Origin of the sequence: Thermococcus sp. 5-4, from assembly GCF_002197185.1 — an archaeon.
GTDB classification, from domain to species: Archaea; Methanobacteriota_B; Thermococci; order Thermococcales; family Thermococcaceae; genus Thermococcus; species Thermococcus radiotolerans.
Genome location: NZ_CP021848.1, coordinates 1696723 through 1714106 on the forward strand (window position 1 = coordinate 1696723; position 17384 = coordinate 1714106).

17 protein-coding genes are annotated in these 17384 nt (G+C 56.9%); 11 read left to right on the top strand and 6 right to left on the bottom strand.

Translation table 11 applies throughout. The annotated features are described in order from the left end of the window. Positions 1–6 precede the first annotated feature (6 nt). Positions 7–807, top strand: coding sequence for a PIG-L deacetylase family protein (locus CDI07_RS09375; protein WP_088181371.1), 801 nt, complete (start codon positions 7–9; stop codon positions 805–807). On the opposite strand, the gene CDI07_RS09380 is transcribed toward CDI07_RS09375, so the two are convergent. From CDI07_RS09380 to bgaS, 3 genes are read right to left on the bottom strand one after another with little or no spacing between them, the layout of a single operon-like run. Continuing rightward, complete coding sequence (locus CDI07_RS09380) at positions 804–1253, bottom strand: type II toxin-antitoxin system VapC family toxin (RefSeq protein WP_088181372.1); 450 nt, start codon at positions 1251–1253, stop codon at positions 804–806. The two genes, CDI07_RS09375 and CDI07_RS09380, sit on opposite strands and share 4 nt — an antisense overlap. Positions 1254–1256: 3 nt before the next feature. Continuing rightward, positions 1257–1466 (bottom strand): hypothetical protein, encoded by a 210-nt coding sequence (locus tag CDI07_RS09385; RefSeq protein ID WP_088181373.1) that lies wholly within the window; start codon positions 1464–1466, stop codon positions 1257–1259. Further along, a complete protein-coding gene (gene bgaS / locus CDI07_RS09390) occupies positions 1447–2919 on the bottom strand; it encodes a beta-galactosidase BgaS (protein ID WP_088181374.1) in 1473 nt (490 codons plus the stop codon). The genes CDI07_RS09385 and bgaS overlap by 20 nt, the downstream gene beginning before the upstream one ends. 207 nt (positions 2920–3126) lie before the next feature. Here bgaS and CDI07_RS09395 point away from each other — a divergent pair, with 207 nt between their 5' ends. The 8 genes from CDI07_RS09395 (at position 3127) to CDI07_RS09430 (ending at position 13367) form a co-directional block, all read left to right on the top strand. Beyond that, positions 3127–4932: an ABC transporter substrate-binding protein gene (locus CDI07_RS09395; RefSeq protein WP_088181375.1), complete on the top strand. Its 1806-nt coding sequence runs from the start codon at positions 3127–3129 to the stop codon at positions 4930–4932. A gap of 45 nt (positions 4933–4977) precedes the next feature. Next, entirely contained in the window at positions 4978–5970 is a 993-nt protein-coding gene (locus CDI07_RS09400; RefSeq protein ID WP_088181376.1) for an ABC transporter permease, read from the top strand. 2 nt (positions 5971–5972) lie between these two features. Continuing rightward, a complete protein-coding gene (locus tag CDI07_RS09405; protein ID WP_088181377.1) occupies positions 5973–6911 on the top strand; it encodes an ABC transporter permease in 939 nt (312 codons plus the stop codon). Between the two features lies 1 nt (position 6912). Next, complete coding sequence (locus tag CDI07_RS09410; RefSeq protein WP_088181378.1) at positions 6913–7878, top strand: ABC transporter ATP-binding protein; 966 nt, start codon at positions 6913–6915, stop codon at positions 7876–7878. Continuing rightward, positions 7875–8837, top strand: coding sequence for an ABC transporter ATP-binding protein (locus tag CDI07_RS09415; RefSeq protein WP_088181379.1), 963 nt, complete (start codon positions 7875–7877; stop codon positions 8835–8837). Before CDI07_RS09410 ends, CDI07_RS09415 begins: the two co-directional genes overlap by 4 nt. Next, a complete protein-coding gene (gene glmD / locus CDI07_RS09420; RefSeq protein ID WP_088181380.1) occupies positions 8838–9818 on the top strand; it encodes a glucosamine-6-phosphate deaminase in 981 nt (326 codons plus the stop codon). Positions 9819–9823: 5 nt separating this feature from the next. After that, a complete protein-coding gene (glmA, locus tag CDI07_RS09425) occupies positions 9824–12172 on the top strand; it encodes an exo-beta-D-glucosaminidase (RefSeq protein ID WP_088181381.1) in 2349 nt (782 codons plus the stop codon). Between the two features lie 334 nt (positions 12173–12506). Beyond that, positions 12507–13367, top strand: a complete 861-nt coding sequence (locus CDI07_RS09430) for a cation diffusion facilitator family transporter (RefSeq protein WP_088181382.1) — start codon at positions 12507–12509, stop codon at positions 13365–13367. On the opposite strand, the gene mfnA is transcribed toward CDI07_RS09430, so the two are convergent. The 3 genes from mfnA to CDI07_RS09445 are packed head-to-tail and all read right to left on the bottom strand — an operon-like array spanning position 13357 to position 15971. Next, positions 13357–14505: a tyrosine decarboxylase MfnA gene (mfnA, locus tag CDI07_RS09435; protein WP_088181383.1), complete on the bottom strand. Its 1149-nt coding sequence runs from the start codon at positions 14503–14505 to the stop codon at positions 13357–13359. The genes CDI07_RS09430 and mfnA overlap by 11 nt on opposite strands. Before the next feature lie 37 nt (positions 14506–14542). After that, on the bottom strand, positions 14543–15718 hold the full coding sequence (locus CDI07_RS09440) for a cation:proton antiporter (RefSeq protein ID WP_088181384.1): 1176 nt from the start codon (positions 15716–15718) through the stop codon (positions 14543–14545). 1 nt (position 15719) lies between these two features. Beyond that, on the bottom strand, positions 15720–15971 hold the full coding sequence (locus CDI07_RS09445; RefSeq protein WP_088181385.1) for a DUF131 domain-containing protein: 252 nt from the start codon (positions 15969–15971) through the stop codon (positions 15720–15722). Between the two features lie 73 nt (positions 15972–16044). Here CDI07_RS09445 and CDI07_RS09450 point away from each other — a divergent pair, with 73 nt between their 5' ends. Both CDI07_RS09450 and CDI07_RS09455 read left to right on the top strand, forming a co-directional pair. After that, positions 16045–16743, top strand: a complete 699-nt coding sequence (locus CDI07_RS09450; RefSeq protein ID WP_088181386.1) for an HAD family hydrolase — start codon at positions 16045–16047, stop codon at positions 16741–16743. Then, complete coding sequence (locus CDI07_RS09455; protein WP_088181387.1) at positions 16715–17368, top strand: diacylglycerol/polyprenol kinase family protein; 654 nt, start codon at positions 16715–16717, stop codon at positions 17366–17368. The genes CDI07_RS09450 and CDI07_RS09455 overlap by 29 nt, the downstream gene beginning before the upstream one ends. Positions 17369–17384: the final 16 nt, after the last annotated feature.

Genomic DNA, 17384 nt, shown 5'->3' on the forward strand with positions numbered 1-17384 from the left:
TTGGCGATGTTCGAGGACATCGATAACTTTGATGAGGCTTTTGAAAAGCTCCTCGAAGAGCTTGAATTCGACCTCTCGAATCCATTTGAGGAAGTCGAAAAGGTTCTGTGCATCGAGCCCCACCCGGACGACTGCGCCATAGGCCTGGGGGGCACGATAAAGAAGCTGACCGATGCTGGAATAGAGGTCGTCTACGTCTGCATGACCGACGGCTCAATGGGGACGCTCGATGACGACCTGAGCTCCCACGAGCTCGCCATCGTGAGAAAGCGCGAGGAGGAGGAGAGTGCGAGGATGCTCGGCGTCAAAAGGATAATCTGGCTTGATTATCGAGACACCGAGCTCCCCTACACGAAAGAGGTCAGAAAAGACCTGGTAAAGATAATCCGCGCTGAGAAGCCGGACGCGGTTCTCGCCCCCGACCCCTGGCTCCCCTACGAGGCGCATCCGGACCACAGGAGGACGGGCTTCCTGGCCATCGACGCCGTGGCCTTCTCCCAGCTTCCCAACTTCGGGAGCACCGACGTGGCGGCCGGCTTGGAACCCCACCAGGTCGAGGTCTTTGGCTTCTACTACACCGCAAGGCCCAACTACTTCATGGACATAACCGACGTCATGGAGCTCAAGCTGAGGGCGATACGGGCCCACAAAAGCCAATTCACCGATGACGTCTGGGAGAAATGGGAGCCCTTCCTGAGAACGGTGGCGCTCTACTACGGTAAAAAGGCGGGAGTGAAGTACGCCGAGGGGCTGCGCTTCATGCCGGGCATGTTCCTGCACATAACGCCCTTCGCGGAGCTGATTTAGCCCAGCTCCATTTTCACCATTATCTCAAGTTCCTTCAGGAACTTCTCGAGGGGCATTGTATCGAGGCCGAACTGCCTGATGGATTCGTACCTCTTGGGATCGTCGGTAACGAGTAAGCTTCCCGTGCAGATTGCCGTTGCCGCGGTAAGGATGTCCTCAAGGTCGAGCATCTTCCCCTTCTGGAGGAGCTGGGCCTCTATCTGGGCCGCTTTGACGAGTATCTCATCGTTCAGGGGAACTATTGTGTAGATGTCCCTCAGTACCTCCAGCTCCCTCTCGACGTTCTTCTTGAGGTACGCTCGAACCGAAAGGTAGCGGTAGAGCGTGATGACTGAGAGCGAGACGGTGAACTTGGCCAGCGTTATCTCCAGCTGTCTCTTTCTGCCCGCGGTGTGCATCCTGAGGAGCGTCCGGCTGTCGAAGGTTATCTCCGATGGGAGCGGCATGATTCAACTCCCCTTTTTCTTTTCGAGCAGGTTGATGAGCATCTCGGCCTCTTCGTCGTCCATTATGACGTTGTCAACCTTCTTGTCGAGCTCGACGAGGTGCCAGGTCTCTATGAGCTTCTGGAGCACCTCATCGTAGGAACGAGCGTCAAGCTTGTCCTTGAGGAGCTTTATCTTCTTCCAGGTGCTCTCATCAACTGCTATCGTTTTCATCTCCCAACCCCTCCGTGACGATTCTCCTATACGTCTCCACGCTCTTTCTACGCGGGATTCTCTCCTTGGTTATCAGGTCGACTTCGTAGAGGCCGAAGCGTATTTTGAACCCCATCGCCCACTCGTAGTTGTCCGTCAGCGCCCAGTGGAAGTAGCCCCTGACGTCGGCGCCGTTCTCAATCGCCCTGAACAGCTCCCTCACGTGGCTGACGATGTACCGCGGCCTCAGTATATCCTTGGAGTCCGCTATTCCGTTCTCGGTTATGTAGACCGGCTTCCCGTACTCCGCGGCTATCATCGTCGAGTCGTATATACCTTTCGGGTAGACCTCCCAGCCGAAGTCGCTGGTCGGGTTGTTGTCGGGTGAGACCCCCATCGGATTTCCGGAATAGCCGTATCCCTCGGCACCCACGAAGCTGACCATCGGCAGTTCCTTGAACTTCGGCTCGATCCACCTTACGACTTCGCGGGTATAGTAGTTGTTCCCTATCCAGTCGTTCCTGGCCAGATGGTCTATTTTAACCTCCTCCCAGTTCAGTTCGAGGTCAACCCGGCCGTCGTTGAGGGCGTTGAGAAAGAGTCTGTTGTGGAAGTAGTCGTAGTTTTCCGCGGCTTTAACGTCCCGCTCGTCCCTCGGGTTCAGGGGATAGGCGGGGATTATGTTGAGGATTATCCCCACCGGCGCCTTCGAGAACTCCTTTATCGCATCGTAGGCCCTCGCGTGGGCGACCATCTGGTGAATTATGACCTTCTTCGCCGCGTTGGGGTTCAGTATCCCCGGCGGCCAGCCGACGTAGGGGGCGAGGTAACCGAGCTCAACGGTAACCATCGGTTCGTCGAAGGTGGCCCAGAAATCCACCAAATCGGAGAACTTCCAGGCGACGTACGCCGAGAACTTAACGAACTCGACTATGCTTCTCTCGTCAACCCAGCCCCTTGCCCCTGCCTCTTCGAGGTTCTTCCTCACCTCGATGGGGTTGTGGAGCCACACGGGGAGGGTCTGGTGGTTGAGCGTCACGAAGGTCGAGAAGCCGAGCTTCTTGAGGTTCTTCAGCACGGCCCTGTAGTGGGCGACCTCGAAATGGTTGGCCAGCCCATCGAGCTCCTCCAGGGTTTCCTTCTTGATTTTAACGCGCTTTATCAGGCCGTAGGAGTCCCTCTCAACCTCTGCTTCGACGCCGAAGGTTGGACACGGGAAGATTCTGCTCCACTCTATCGTGAGCTGGTAGGCGTTCAAACCCAGGTCCTTGGCGAGCCTGTGGTCGATTTCGTACAGCTCATAATTGTTAATGCCGTCCTCGGGCAAATCGCCGCTGACGAGGTCGTTCTTGATGTTGAACGGATCGCGGACCCACTGCCACCAGTCGCTCCTCGCGTCTATTCCCCGTCTAAGGGGGTCACCCATCTCGAACTGGAAGGCCGACTGAACGACGCCCCAGTAAAATTCTTTCATCGGTTCCACCTAGGCATTTATAGATTTTGGTGTTTTTATAATTTTCCTACCCTCGCTGCCGTGACGTTGTGATGCACCGGTCGTGCCCGTCGCTCCTGTTCTCCTGAACTTTTGTGTACACTGTGTACCCATCCTGTTCACCAAAAAGCTTATATAGATTTGGCTAGTGTTATAAAATTGACATTGTTTATAATGGGGTGGGAAACTATGAAAAGGCATCTTGCCATAGCTCTGGTGGCTCTTCTGCTGGTAAGCCTCTGGAGCTTTGCCTCCGTACGCGCTGAGGACTTTCCCCGAAATGAAACGATATACACGGCCAACAGCGCTCCCCCGACCAGTGCCAATCCCTTCCAGGGCGGCAACATCATCGGCATAGACGGTCTCGTCTTCGAGCCTCTCTTCATGCTGAACTTCATGACGACTGAACTCAAACCCTGGCTCGCCGAGTACGGGAAGTGGATAGACAGCACCACCTACGAGGTGAAGCTCCGCGAAGGGACAAAGTGGCAGGACGGAAAACCCCTGACCGCCGAGGACGTGAAGTTCTCCTTCGAGTACTACGAAAAACTCGGCCTGAAGAAGTTCGAGGGCCTGAGCGAAATCGAGGTCGTTGACGACAGGACCGTCCGCTTTGTCTTCTCAGGCCAGCCCAACGTGTGGGTCTGGGACCAGAACCTCTACTCTGTTCTCATAATACCGAAGCACATCTTCGAGAACCTCGACCCTGAGAAAGTCAAGACCATGACCTTCACGGGCGACGACAAGAAATACCTCGTCGGTTCTGGTGCCTACAAGCTCAAGGAGGTCGTCGAGCAGCAGAAGTCAATCCTCGAGAGGAACGAGGACTGGTGGGGGGCGAAGTACTTCAACAAGCCCGCCGCCAAGTACATCATCCAGCTCTACGTTTCGAGCAACGACCAGGCCGCGAACATGTTCCTCAAGGGAGACCTCGATGTTGCCACCTACTACCTCGACATAGCCGAGCTCAAAAAGCAGAACCCCAACATCGTCAGCTGGCTCGACAAGGAGCCCTACTTCCCGCCGGTCGTTCCGGTGGTTCTCTACTTCAACACCCAGCGCGAGCCCATGAACATGCCCGCCTTCAGGAAGGCCATAGCGATGGCCATCAACCCGGAGCAGATCGTCCAGCAGGGACCGATAAGCGCGGTTCCAGACCAGACTCCGCTCGGACCCATCATGCAGGGCTGGAAGGACAAGATCGGTGCCAAGGACCTCATCACCGAGTACGGCTGGAAGTACGGCGACCTCCAGGATGCCATGAAGATACTCGACCAGTTGGGCATCAAGGACACCGACGGAGACGGCATTAGGGAATACAACGGAAAGCCCGTTGAGCTGCACTTCGTCACCTGTTCCGGCTGTTCCGACTGGATACAGGCGGGCGAGATAATCGCCAACCAGCTCAAGCCCCTCGGAATAAAGGTGGTCATAGACAAGGGTGACTGGACCAACTTCTTCATGCAGAAGCTCAACAGCGGCGACTTCGACCTCGCGCTCCACTGGGCCGGAACCTTCAAGCCCGACCCCTACAGCGTCTACTACAACCTCATGTACTACAAGAACGAGACCGACAGGGGCGGCGCCAACTTCGGCAACTATCACAACGAGAGGGTCAACGAGCTGCTCCAGAAGCTCGCAGCGACGCCCAATCAGGACGAGCAGATAAAGTACCTCAAGGAGCTCACGCAGATATGGCTCCAGGACGTCCCTGCGGTTCCCGTCTACACCGGAACCGTCTTCTACGAGGCCAACACCCAGTACTGGAAGAACTGGCCCAACGAGAAGAACCCCTACGGCGTTCCGATCTTCTGGCCCGGCTTCGGAACTTGGGGTACCGCGCTGGCGATGCTTGGAGTCCAGCCCGCCCAGGCCCCGACGACCAGCAGCCCGAGCGGAACCACGACTACAACCGGTGGTGGAGGTAGCACCTGCGGTCCGGCCGCCTTGATCCTACTGGCGGCGGTGCCTCTCCTTCTAAGGAGGAGGCGCTGATACCTTTTTCTTCCTTTTGACGATTTATAATCGGGAGGGAAAGCAATGGGGTTCAGGAAGTATCTCGCCAGGAAAACCTTCGTTTACGCGATAACTTTCCTATTCGCGGTCACGCTCAACTGGCTCCTGCCCAGGCTCATGCCGGGCAACCCGATAGAGGCTATGATAGACTCGACCCTAAACCTCTCCCCTGGGGAGAGGGAGATTCTGATTAAATTCTATGAGGAGCTTTACGGGCTCAACGAGCCCCTCTGGAGACAGTTCGTAAACTTCTGGGTGAGGCTCTTTCACGGTGATCTCGGTTACAGCCTCCTCTACAAGGCCCCCGTGGCCGATTTAATCAAGCACGCCCTTCCCTATGATATCGCCCTTCTGTTGCCGGCCATAGCGCTCAGCTGGCTGGTCGGAAACTGGCTGGGCGCGATAGCGGGTAAGAATAAGAGGTACGACCGCTACATGATGCCCATCTTCTACTTCCTCGCGAGCATGCCCTACTTCTGGTTTGCCATGCTCCTCGTCTACTTCATCGGGGTCAAGGCCGGCTGGCTCCCCTACCAGGGCGCCTACGACCCCTCTCTGCTCCCCAGCTTCTCGTGGGAGTTCATAAAGAGCTTCATCTCCCACTGGATACTCCCATTCCTGAGCCTGTTCATAGTCATGATCGGCAGCTGGGCCATAGGAATGCGCAACATGATAATCTACGAGCTTGAGGCAGACTACGTCCGCTACCTTGAGGCGCTCGGGGCGAGCGAGAAGCTGATGACTCGGCATGCCTACAGAAACGCCATTCTGCCCCAGGTTACAGGTCTGGCGCTTCAGCTCGGCTTGATGGTTGCCGGGGCGATAGCGACGGAGATAGTCTTCAACTACCCGGGGATAGGCATACTCCTCATGAACGCGGCGCTGAGCCAGGATTACTTCCTGCTTCAGGGGGCTTTCCTCATGGTCGTGGTCTCGGTTCTCGCGGCGAACTTCGTCATAGACATAGTCTACGCCTTCATTGACCCGCGCGTCAGGACGAGCTACACGGAGGGTTGAAGATGGCCAGGGAGAGCAAGCTCTACAAGTTCAAACTCGCCATGAGGAACAACAAGTTCCGCTTCGGCTTCGGGGTACTCCTGTTCTTCGTGGTATTCGCCATAATCGGTCCACTGTTCACGGTGTTCTCGAGCGATGGCCTATACTACGAGACCATACCCGGAACGAACATCACGGTGGCGACGTACTCCACCAAGACCCTTCCGCCGATGACGCGGGAGGTGCTCACGACCTACACCGGCAGGCAGGTGGAGGTTCTCCACATCCTCGGAACCGACAAGCTCGGAAAGGACCTCTACGCCCTCCTCGTCTACGGTCTGAGGACCAGCCTCTGGATAGCCGTGCTGGCGGCGGTGATAGGAACCATCCTCGGTATTACGATAGGCTTCATCGCGGGCTACAAGGGCGGACTGACCGACGAACTGCTCATGATGTTCGTCAACATAATGCTGGTCATCCCGTCGATAGTGCTCCTAATACTGGTCGCGGCCTATCTCGAAGCCAGAAGCCCGGAGGTTCAGGCGGTTATCATAGGTTTAACCGGCTGGCCCTGGGTTGCAAGAGCCGTTCGCTCCCAGACCCTCTCGCTGAAGAACCGCGAGTTCGTGAACCTGGCGAGGATAGTCGGCCTCAGCGACCTCAGGATAATCTTCGAGGAGATAATGCCCAACATGATTTCCTACATCTTCATGGTCGGAATCCTGCAGTTCAGCGGCGCGATACTCGCCTCGGCGACGCTCGACTTCATAGGCCTTGGCCCAACGACGGCTGTATCACTGGGAACGATACTCCAGAAGGCGATAGCCCACAATGCCCTCCAGTTCGGCTGGTGGTGGTGGTTCATCCCGCCCGGGCTGATAATCACCCTCATCATCACGGCGTTGTTTTTCATCAACCTGGGCATGGAAGAGGTGTTCAATCCAAGGCTGAGGAGGGAATGACATGCTCACCGTTGAGGACCTTAGAATCTACTACGCAACCCCCGTCGGCCACGTAAAGGCCGTTGACGGCGTCAGCTTCGAGATCAAGGAGGGGGAGGTCTTCGGCATAGCCGGCGAGAGTGGCTGCGGAAAATCAACCCTCGTGCACTCCCTCATCCTCAGGAAGCCGCCGATGGTTCACATGGGCGGAAAGGCGCTCTTCAAGGGTAGGGACCTAATGAGGCTGAGCGAGGAGGAGGCGAGGAGGATACGCTACAACGAACTCTCAATAATCCCCCAGTACGCGATGAACGCCCTCAACCCGACCAAGAAAATCCGGGACATAGTCTGGGATCTGGCGAGGGAGCACGGCCACACGGAAAGGGAAGAGGTGGAAAAGCTCCTCCGCGAGAGGCTGGCGATGGTGAAGCTCAGCCCCAATGTGGCGAACATGTACCCAGTCGAGCTGAGCGGCGGAATGCGCCAGCGCGCCACAATGGTCGTCTCAACGCTCCTCAACCCGGATCTGCTCATAGCGGACGAGATAACCTCTGCCCTAGATGTTACGACCCAGCGCGTCGTCATTGAACTCCTTCATCACTTCATGGAGGAGGGCATAGTCAAGTCGATAATCTTCGTCACCCACGACCTGGCGATACTCGACAAGATAGCCGACAGGATAATGGTGATGTACGCGGGTAAGGTCGTCGAAATAGGCCCCACAGAGGAGATAATCAACAACCCGGTTCATCCATACACCCGGCTCCTCCTCAACTCCCTGCCGAGGATGGGCGTGCAGTACAGGAGGCAGAAACTGAGCGGTATTCCAGGATATCCGATAAGCCTGCTCAACCCGCCGAAGGGATGCCGCTTCCACACCCGCTGTCCCTACGCCCTCGAGAAGTGCCCCAGTGAGGAACCGCCGCTCCTGAGCGTTGGCAGGGACCACTACGTTGCCTGTCACGTCGCCGGGGGTGAGGGCCAATGAGTCTCCTCAAGGTCGAGAGGCTGACTAAGATATTCCGCTCCGGCCTCGTCGGTGGTTTTGAAATTCGAGCCGTTGACGACGTCAGCTTCGAGATTAAACCCGGGGAGATAGTTTCCCTGGTCGGCGAGAGCGGGAGCGGAAAGACCACGGTCGGAAAGCTCATCCTCAGGCTGATAAAGCCAACCTCGGGAAGGATACTCTTCGAGGGTCGTGATATAACCGAGCTGAGCAAGAAGCAGCTGAGGAGGGAGTACTACAAGGACGTCCAGGCGGTGTTCCAGGACCCCTTTGCGAGCTTCAATCCCCTCCATGAGATTGACAGGGCCTTTGACCTGGTCTTTCGGTCGTTCTTCCCGGACGTTGGTCGGGACGAGCGTGACGAGATGATAAACGGTGCGCTGACCCAGGTCGGCCTGAATCCGAGCGAGGTGCGCGGCAAGTACCCGCACCAGCTCAGCGGAGGCCAGCTGCAGCGCATACTCATAGCGAGGGCCCTCCTCGTGAAGCCGAAGCTCCTAATAGCGGACGAGGCGGTCTCAATGCTCGACGCCTCAACGAGGATTGACATCCTCAACCTCCTCGGCGACTTCAGGGACAGGTACGACACCTCGGTTCTCTTCGTCACCCACGATCTAGCTCTCGGCTACTACATCAGCGACTCGACGATAATCATGTACCGCGGAACCATCGTCGAGATGGGCGACACTGAGAAGGTGTTCCACAATCCGCTTCATCCGTACACCCAGATGCTCCTGGAGAGCGTTCCCGATTTGAACGTCAAGTGGGAGTTCAGGGGGATCGAGCCCGAGAAGGAGGAGCGCGGCATCTACGAGATAGCCGGCTGCCGCTACGCGCCGAGGTGTCCGAAGGCCAAGGACGTTTGTTTCAAAGTCCGCCCCGAGCTCCGCGAGGTCGAGAAGAACCACTGGGTTGCCTGTCATCTCTACGGGGGTGGTTGAATGCACGCGACTCTGAGGGAGATAAGGAAAACCCCTGAGGGAATACTCACAGCCCAGAAGGCCTTCGAAGACTTCGTAACATCTCACGACTTCCGGTTACCGAGGGAGATAGTTTACACTGGTTGCGGCAGCTCGCACTTCCTGTCGCAGCCGCTGGCCATGGCAACCACCCGCCTCGGGGGCAGGGGGCTCAGCGCCCCCTGCTCCGAACTTCTTTATTCGCGTGAATGGTATCCGATAGGAAACCCTGAACTTCTCGTCGCCATATCGCGCTCTGGCGAGACAACCGAGGCGGTTAAGGCCCTTAACACGCTCGACGTTCCCAGGTTTGCCCTCACCGCCTACGAGAGCACCCTCTCAAGGAAAGCCGATTATGCCCTGATCGTCCCGGCCCACGAGGAGAGCGTCGTCATGACCCACTCCTTCACGGCCTTCTACTTCGCCTTCCTGCAGCTTCTCCTCCGTTCGTACGGGCGGGAAACCTACGACGCGGAACTCGTCTCGTCGCTAACGAAGGAAGTCCTGCGGAGCGAGGACTACATCAGGGAAATCGTCAGCGGCTTCGACTTCAGGAACGTCATCTTCCTCGGCTCGGGGATACTCTATCCCGTGGCACTTGAGGCCATGCTGAAGATGAAGGAGATGGCCCTCTTCTGGAGCGAGGCATACCCGACCTTCGAGGTCAGGCACGGCTTCAAGTCTATAGCCGACGACGGAACCCTCGTAGTTCTGCTCGTGAACGAGCCCTTTGACTGGCACGAAAAGCTCACGGAGGAATTCCAGGGGCAAAAAGCAAGGGTTCTCACCGTTGGAAGGCGCGACACTGGGGCAGATTACTTTATCGAGGTCCCGGAGCTGAGCCAGCCGGCTAACGTGGTTCTCTACCTGCCGGTTATTCAGCTCCTCGCCTACTACAAGGCCGTTGGGCGCGGACTCAACCCGGACAGGCCGAGGTTTCTGAGCAAGGTGGTGAAGTGGTGATGGTTATGAAGGTTGATCACGACGGCAGGTTTTACGTTATCGACGGCGAGAGGGTTGTAATCTACGGCGGAACGCTCCAGTTCTTCCGCGTTCCGAGGAGACACTGGCGCGACAGGCTGGAAAAAATGAAGGGGCACGGCCTCAACACGGTTGACACCTACGTTGCCTGGAACTGGCACGAGCCTTCGAAGGGTGAGCTCGACTTCACTGGAGAAACACATCCCGAACGAGACCTGGTGGGGTTCCTTGAGCTGGTTCAGGAGCTGGGCATGTACGCCATCGTCAGACCCGGCCCGTACATCTGCGGCGAGTGGCGGAACGGTGGAATTCCCGACTGGCTCATCAACGAGCACCCCGAGATACTCGCCAGGGGGCCTGACGGGGCCCTGCCGCGGGACATCTATTACCCGCCGGTTACCTACCTCCACCCGACCTACCTGGAGGCCGTCTCGGAGTGGTACGACGCTGTCCTGCCGGTAATCCGGGACTACCTCCACACCAACGGCGGACCTATAATAAGCGTCTCGATCGACGACGAGCCCTCATACTGGGAAACGATATTCCAGCCGTTCCTCACCGATTACAACGATGTAGTCGTTAAACCCGGCGGTCTCTGGGAGGAATGGCTCAGGGAAAACTACCCCCTTGAAACTCTCGCGGAGAGGTACGGAACTGAAATCTCAGACTACGGTGAGGTTAAACCCCCTACAGAGCCATCGGAGCCCCTCACAAAGCTCCTCGACTGGCACCACTTCAAGATATGGATGACCAACCGCTACGTCGAGACCCTCTACTACCACCTGAGGCGCTACGTTGATGTCCCGATAAGCATACTCGACCCCTACCTCCTCCTGGTGGCGTGGAAACACTTCTACCGCTACGTGAGGGAGAAGAACCTCGATATCCACCTCTGGACGGAGTTTTGGTACTCCTTCTACCGCTCCTTCGACTTCAAAGAGGACAGGCTCGGGCACATTTATTACAAAACAGGAATCTACCGCTTCTATCAGAAGAGGCTTGGAACGCCGCCGCTGAGCATAGAGACCCAGGTCTCGCTGGCCCACACGATAGAGCCGGACGAGGCCGAGCTGCTCTACGCCCTCCTTCCGGCCCTCGGAATCCACAACATCAACTACTACCTCTACGCCGGCGGGGAGAATCCCAAAGGCTACGAGTCACACAACGGGGCAACCTGGGACGTTTACTCGCCGGTAGGTCTTGATGGAAGCGAGAGGCCGCACGTCGAGCCGATTAAATGGCTCGGCGAATTTCTGAGGGGCAATCCAGGTTTCGTGGAGAGCCGGCTTAGGCCGAGGGTGGCCTTCGGGAGTTACGAGCCCTACGAGCCCCTGACTGTATGGGGACTCAGAGGTGGCCTTAAGGAGAGTGTCAACCTCAACGAGTACCTCCTTGGCGAGCGCGGGCTTTTGACTCTCTTAGCCATGAGCAACGTCCCCTTCGACGTCCTCGACCTTGAGGAGGCGAGCGTCGGGGAGATGTTGGCGTACGACCAGCTCTGGGTCTACAGCCTCGACTTCATGGCCAAGGACGTTCAGGACAAGCTGGTGGAGTTCGTTGAGAGGGGCGGAAACCTCGTGATTCTCCCGATGCTCCCCTATCTTGACGAGAGCATGAAGCCGTACTCCGCTCTAGCAGACTATCTCGGCGTTGAGGTTGAGTTTGCAGAGGCGAGGGACAACTTCAGGCTCATCCCCTTCGTCAGTGTTTCTTCGGACGGGATTGACAGGATGGTAACCAGGAACGTTGCCAGAGAGGTTAGGGGCGGAACGCCGGTAGCCTTCGCCAACGGTAAGCCCGTCGGGGCGCTCGTTCGGAAGGGAAGGGGAAGCGCGGTAGTGCTCGGCTTCAGGCCCCAGTACTTCAGCAGCTATCACGACCTCCACAGAAAGTTCGTTGAAAAGCTGCTGGCCCTTCAGGGAGTTGGACGGGATTTTGAGGTCACCGACGGTGACATGATAGCGATTCCGCGGGGGAACTACCTCGTCCTCGCCAACCCGCGCGGCCACAGGGTATTCGGAAAGGTTCGGTACAGAGGAATCGAGGTTCCAAAGCTCATGGACGGGATAGAGATGAAAAAGCGCGGCGTTCTCTTCCTGCCCTTTGGGGTCAGGTACGGCGACGTCGAGGTCGTTTACTCCACTGCGACCGTCCTCGGCAGGGACGGCGACGTGTTCCACCTCCGCAACCATCTCTCGAACCTCAGTGAGGTGGCGCTGAGAAACGTTGAGGACGTCAGGGTCGTCGGCGGTAAAATCGTGGACGAGTCCATCTCGGATGGCGTTCTTACCATCGTGGTCGAGCACAGGCCCGGGAACTTCGAGCTGGAGTTCTGACTCCACTGCCTCCTTACACTATTTTTGGGCAACCGTTTTAAGCCCCCGCGAGAAGTTGGGAACGCGATGATGAGTGATGGGCGAACCGATGGATGAGGAAGGAAAGGTGATCTCTGAGCAAACCCTTTTAAGGCCCATCCTCAACCTTTTTCGGGATGATGATTTCAGCCTTGTCTGAGGCTCGTGATGATGGAGTGACGGACTGACCGCGATGCTCCATTCTGCTTTTTTCGATTAGCCTAACAAAATTGGAAAACCTAATAAGGTTTGGCCCCAACGCCAGTGTGGAAAGGTTTAAATATTGTGTGCATATGCACAAAATTGTGGTGGTACCGTGGAGGAGATATACAGGCCCATATGGGTCAGCATCGTTGGCAACGTCCTTCTCGCCGTCCTCAAGCTAACCGTGGGTTTTCTGTATTCGAGCATAGCCCTCATATCCGACGGCGTTCACTCGCTGAGCGACGTCGTCACAAGCGTCATCGGCTACGCGGGAATAAAAATCTCCTCGAAGCCGCCCGATAAAAGCCACCCCTTCGGCCACTCGCGGTTTGAACCCCTGGTGGCCTTCCTAATCGGAGAGGCGCTGGTTATAGTGGCCTACGAGATAGGCCGCGATGCGGTCTACAGAATCATCCGTGGGGGAAGCATAGAGGTAAACTCAATAATGCTCGCGGTTACGGTGGTTTCAATCCTGGCGAAGGAGCTCATGTTCCGTTACTCCGTCCACGTCGGGAAAAAGCTCAACAGCCAGATACTAGTTGCGGACGCGTACCACCACAGGAGCGACGCCCTGAGCAGCGTTGCGGTTCTCATAGGTTTGGGTGCCCAGGAACTTGGTTTCCAGTACGGTGATTCCCTCGCCGGCCTCGTGGTTGCGGTGTTCCTCATGAAGGTTTCCCTGGACATAATCCTCGAGAACGTCGGTTATCTGACCGGCCAGGCCCCGCCCTTTGAGATATGCGAGGAGATAAAGAAACGCGCGCTGGACGTTCCCAACGTTCTCGGCGTTCACGACCTCCGCGCTCACTACGTTGGCAGCAGACTTCACGTCGAGCTCCACATAGAGGTGCCTCCGGAACTCACGCTGAAAGAGGCCCACGACATCAGCGAGGAGGTTAAGAAGCGGATAGAGGAGATCCCCGAGGTGGAGGTCGCCTTCGTTCACGTGGACATAAAAGGGGTCACCGAATAACTTCCATCAAATCCCTCAGGAAAGCCTCCAGGTGCTCCCTTTTCACGTGGGGCATCATGACGATTCTGATGTAGCCCCTGTGGGCGCTTATGCCCCAGCCGCGCCTCTTCAGTTCTTCCTCGACTTCCTCAAGGTTCTCGGTCCCGAAGGACACTATGTTGAGAACCGGCTCTCTGATCAGGTAAACGCCGGGAATCCGCTTCAATTCTGAGGCGAACCATCTGCTCAGCTCCATCGCGTTCCCGACGACCTCAGTATAGCCCTCGAAGCCGAGGTGTTTTATCATCGCCCAAACGGCTAGAGCGCTTGCACCCGGACGGGTTCCTGTTATCGTGGCCTGCCACACCTTTCCACCGGCCAGATACGGCGCCGGAACGCTTATCGCCTCCAGAAACCTCTTCTCCCTGAAGATTATTCCTCCAGCTGGAATCGGAACCATCCCCATCTTATGGGGGTCTATCGTTACACTCTTCACACCTTTCAGCCTGAAGTCGAAGTCCGGAATCTCGTAGCCTAAAGCTTTTGCGAAGGGTATCACGAAGCCCCCGAAGGCGGCATCCACGTGAAGTGGAAGGCCGTAGTCCAGGGCCAGGTCGCTTAGGGCCGGGATGTCGTCCACAACGCCGAGGCCAGTAGTGCCGGCTATTCCAACTATCCCAATAGTGTTGTCGGTAATCCTATCCTCGACGTTCCTAACGTTGACGGAATAATCTGGATTCAGCTCCGCCCAGACGAGCTTAACGCCGAGCATCTCGCTCGCCTTCAGGAAAGAGAAGTGGGCGCTCTCGGGCAGAATGAGCTCAGGTTTCTCGACGTTCGCTATGTTCCGGAAGGCCCTCACGGCCAGGATGTTCGCCTCGGTTCCGCCAGAAACTATGTGCCCGTAGCCCCTCGCCAGGCCGAGCAGGTTTGAGAGCATTCCGATGGCCTCTTCCTCGACCTTCTGGCTCCCGACGTGCAGTCCAGGGTCGCCCAGGTTTCTGTCAATGTAGCGCCGGACGACCTCGAGGGCGAAGGGATGGGGGTATGTGCACATCGAACCGAGTATCCTCCCCGAATCAAAGGTAAGATCGGGGGACGTTTTCTCCTCAAGCTCCTCCAGAACCTCTTCCTCGCTCGCGCCTCTCCTCGGAAACATCCTCTCACCAACCTGGCACTAGTCGTCCGGTATGAATTTAAGCTTTTGCCCTTTTGATGTAGGTCTTAAAGAACAGTGGCGTCGTCAGTGCCGTCAGCATCGAGACCACTATGACGCTGGCGAAGAGGACCTGGTCTATCAGGCCCGTCGTGAGGCCGAAGGTGAGTATGGCCAGCTCCAGGCTTCCCCTTCCGCCCATTCCGATTCCCACGAGGATTGAGTCCTTCCAGCCGAGGCCGAAGAGCCTACTCCCCAGGCCGCAGCCGAGGAGCTTCCCGAGGACGGCGGCTATGTAGAGAGCCGCTATAAGGGCCAGGCTTATGCTCGCCAGCGGGGGGTTGAACATCAGGCCGACGTAGATGAAGAACAGAGGTATGAAGAACTCGGTGAGGACCACCTGGAGGTCTTCGATCAGCTCGTTCAGTTTTATCCTCGTGACCACGAGCGGGTCCTTCCTCTCGCGGAGTCTGCTTATCGTGAGTCCCGCTAGATAAGCTCCGATTATCTGGTTCAGGCCGACCTTCTCAGCTATGATGGCGAGGGCGAAGGTGAGGATGAGCGTGAAGGTGAAGAAGACGTTCAGGTTCCGGACGATCGAGTAAAACCACTTCGCCCTCTTGAAGACGTACTCCGAGATGAGGAGCGTGGCGGCTATGAATGCGAATATCTTGACGGTCAGGATTCCGAAGGAGAGGGCATCCAGGCTCCCGCCGGCCATCGCGGTTATGATGCCTATCAGGTAGACGGCCATTATGTCGTCGGCGAATGCCGCGCCCATGAGGATCGACGAGACCTCCCTCTTGACGCGCTCCTTAACGAGAATTCCGCTCGTGACCTCTATTGCGGTGTTTCCGAGGGTTATTCCCACGAAGATGGCTGCAGTTGTTCCCTTGCCGAAGTACTCGACTGTTAGGAACCCCAGGATGAACGAGGCGGCAACCCCCAGGCTGGCAACGGCGATGGCCTTCTTGGTGTTCTGCGCTATCGCCGAGAAGTTGCTGGTGAGCCCCATGTAGAGCATCATCATTATCAGGCCGAACCTTGCCAGAACGCCCAGTTCCTCGCTCGGCTCTATGATGCCCAGGACGAAGGGACCGAGGAGTATTCCCGTCAGCACGTGGGCTATTATCGGGTGTATCTCGGCCTTTTCGAAGAGCCACTCGATGCTCTTCGCAACCACCAGGAGAATTGCCAGGGCCAGCAGGAAGTCCACGTCATCCCCTCCTCGCGAGTAGAGCCCCTATCACCCAGAGCGCCATGAGAATTATCGCCAGTATCATGGCTATTCCTGCGGCACCCCTGCTCGTTCCGAAGACTATCGGTATCGGTCCTATCATTATAACCCCACCGCTCTCCACCTCACCCTCGCCGCCGAGGGCCGAGATGGCGGTTCCAATAAAGACTAGCAAGAATCCGAGCATTATCATTCCCATGCCCGTCATTATGAGCAGGCTTCCCTTGTCCATACGTTGGAGACTTTCCCGTCATCTTTTAAAACTTAACCCAAAGGATTTAAATCCCGGGGAGGGATTCTCTAATATGCTCGTGCTCGTTGACCTCGACGATACCCTGTGCAACACGTGGGAGGCCGGGAAGTATACGATACTCCGTCTCATACCCTTTCTGCTGAAACGGAGGAAGTTTAAGGCTTTCTTCTACATACTCACCGCCCGCTACCGCGAGCTGGAGCAGTCGCGTGAGTTCCACATGATGGACCTGGATAAAATCGTGGAGAACCTCCTAGAGAAGGTCTACGCCAAAATCTCTCCCAAGGAGCTTGAGGAGATGCAAGAGCTCATAGACAGGGTGTTCTTCTCGAACCTTAGGCTCTTCCCGGACGCGGTACCGTTCCTTGAGGCGTTGAAACGCATGGGTGCCAAGGTGGTTCTTGTGACGGACTCCTCGACCAGGTGGCAGAGAAAGAAGCTCGAATACCTTGGCATAAAGGACTACTTCGACGCCCTCATAATAAGCGGCGAGACCGGCCACAGCAAGCTCGATCCCCACAACTTCCGCCTGGCCAGGCGGCTCTTTCCGCACGAGGACGAGGTTTACATGGTCGGGGACAGGGACGATACCGACATGAGGGGCGGGAAGGAGATAGGCGCGACCACGATACTCGTTGGCAGGGGATACTTCAAGGGGAGGCGCCCCAAGCACGCGGACTACGTGGTGAGGGACCTCATAGAGGCTCTGGAGGTGATAAGGAATGAGCATGAAAAGCGAGCTGAAGCGTAAGTCCCTCCACCTCACAGGCCTGCTGGTTCCGGTCTCCTACCTGCTCTTCGGGCGGGACCTCACGCTCACACTCATTGGCCTGGCGTTCTTCATCTTCGTTGTGCTCGAACCCTTCAGGATAATCGAGGAGCTGAGGGACAACATAAAGAGGAGGCTCAAGATATACGTGGACAACGACGTCATGGAGCGCATGGAGGTTCTCGAGAAGCAGATCGACGAGATTACCCGGAGTCACGAGCGCTATCGCGTGGCGGCGCACATATACTTTGCCGCGGCGGCCTTCATAGTGGTCTACTTTTTCCCAGCCGAGATAGCCATCGGTGCCATCACCGTCGCCACGGTGGGGGATGCCCTGGCAGCTATAATCGGAAAATCCCTGGGCAGGCACCGATTCAGCAACGGAAAGAGCCTCGAGGGAAGCCTTGCCTACTTCATCTCCGGCGTGCTCATCCTGTACCCCCTGGTCGGTCCCCTTCTGGCGGTTATAGGCTCGTTAACAGGGGCACTGGTTGAGCTCTACGGTTTGCCCCCAGGGTCAAATCCCGCCAACCAGCTGGACGATAACTTCTCCAATCAGCTGGCGATAGCGATAGCTCTTTACCTTGCGGGTTTTATTCCCCTCTGAGAAAACTAAGAAGAAT

Excerpts from the sequence above, each read along its gene's own strand:
- CDI07_RS09400 (WP_088181376.1), top strand. The coding sequence starts at position 4,978 with ATGGGGTTCAGGAAGTATCTCGCCAGGAAAACCTTCGTTTACGCGATA.
- CDI07_RS09450 (WP_088181386.1), top strand. The coding sequence starts at position 16,045 with ATGCTCGTGCTCGTTGACCTCGACGATACCCTGTGCAACACGTGGGAG.
- CDI07_RS09405 (WP_088181377.1), top strand. The coding sequence starts at position 5,973 with ATGGCCAGGGAGAGCAAGCTCTACAAGTTCAAACTCGCCATGAGGAAC.
- CDI07_RS09395 (WP_088181375.1), top strand. The coding sequence starts at position 3,127 with ATGAAAAGGCATCTTGCCATAGCTCTGGTGGCTCTTCTGCTGGTAAGC.
- CDI07_RS09445 (WP_088181385.1), bottom strand. The coding sequence starts at position 15,971 with ATGGACAAGGGAAGCCTGCTCATAATGACGGGCATGGGAATGATAATG.
- CDI07_RS09455 (WP_088181387.1), top strand. The coding sequence starts at position 16,715 with ATGAGCATGAAAAGCGAGCTGAAGCGTAAGTCCCTCCACCTCACAGGC.
- CDI07_RS09375 (WP_088181371.1), top strand. The coding sequence starts at position 7 with ATGTTCGAGGACATCGATAACTTTGATGAGGCTTTTGAAAAGCTCCTC.
- glmD (WP_088181380.1), top strand. The coding sequence starts at position 8,838 with ATGCACGCGACTCTGAGGGAGATAAGGAAAACCCCTGAGGGAATACTC.
- bgaS (WP_088181374.1), bottom strand. The coding sequence starts at position 2,919 with ATGAAAGAATTTTACTGGGGCGTCGTTCAGTCGGCCTTCCAGTTCGAG.
- CDI07_RS09415 (WP_088181379.1), top strand. The coding sequence starts at position 7,875 with ATGAGTCTCCTCAAGGTCGAGAGGCTGACTAAGATATTCCGCTCCGGC.
- glmA (WP_088181381.1), top strand. The coding sequence starts at position 9,824 with ATGAAGGTTGATCACGACGGCAGGTTTTACGTTATCGACGGCGAGAGG.
- CDI07_RS09385 (WP_088181373.1), bottom strand. The coding sequence starts at position 1,466 with ATGAAAACGATAGCAGTTGATGAGAGCACCTGGAAGAAGATAAAGCTC.
- mfnA (WP_088181383.1), bottom strand. The coding sequence starts at position 14,505 with ATGTTTCCGAGGAGAGGCGCGAGCGAGGAAGAGGTTCTGGAGGAGCTT.
- CDI07_RS09410 (WP_088181378.1), top strand. The coding sequence starts at position 6,913 with ATGCTCACCGTTGAGGACCTTAGAATCTACTACGCAACCCCCGTCGGC.
- CDI07_RS09380 (WP_088181372.1), bottom strand. The coding sequence starts at position 1,253 with ATGCCGCTCCCATCGGAGATAACCTTCGACAGCCGGACGCTCCTCAGG.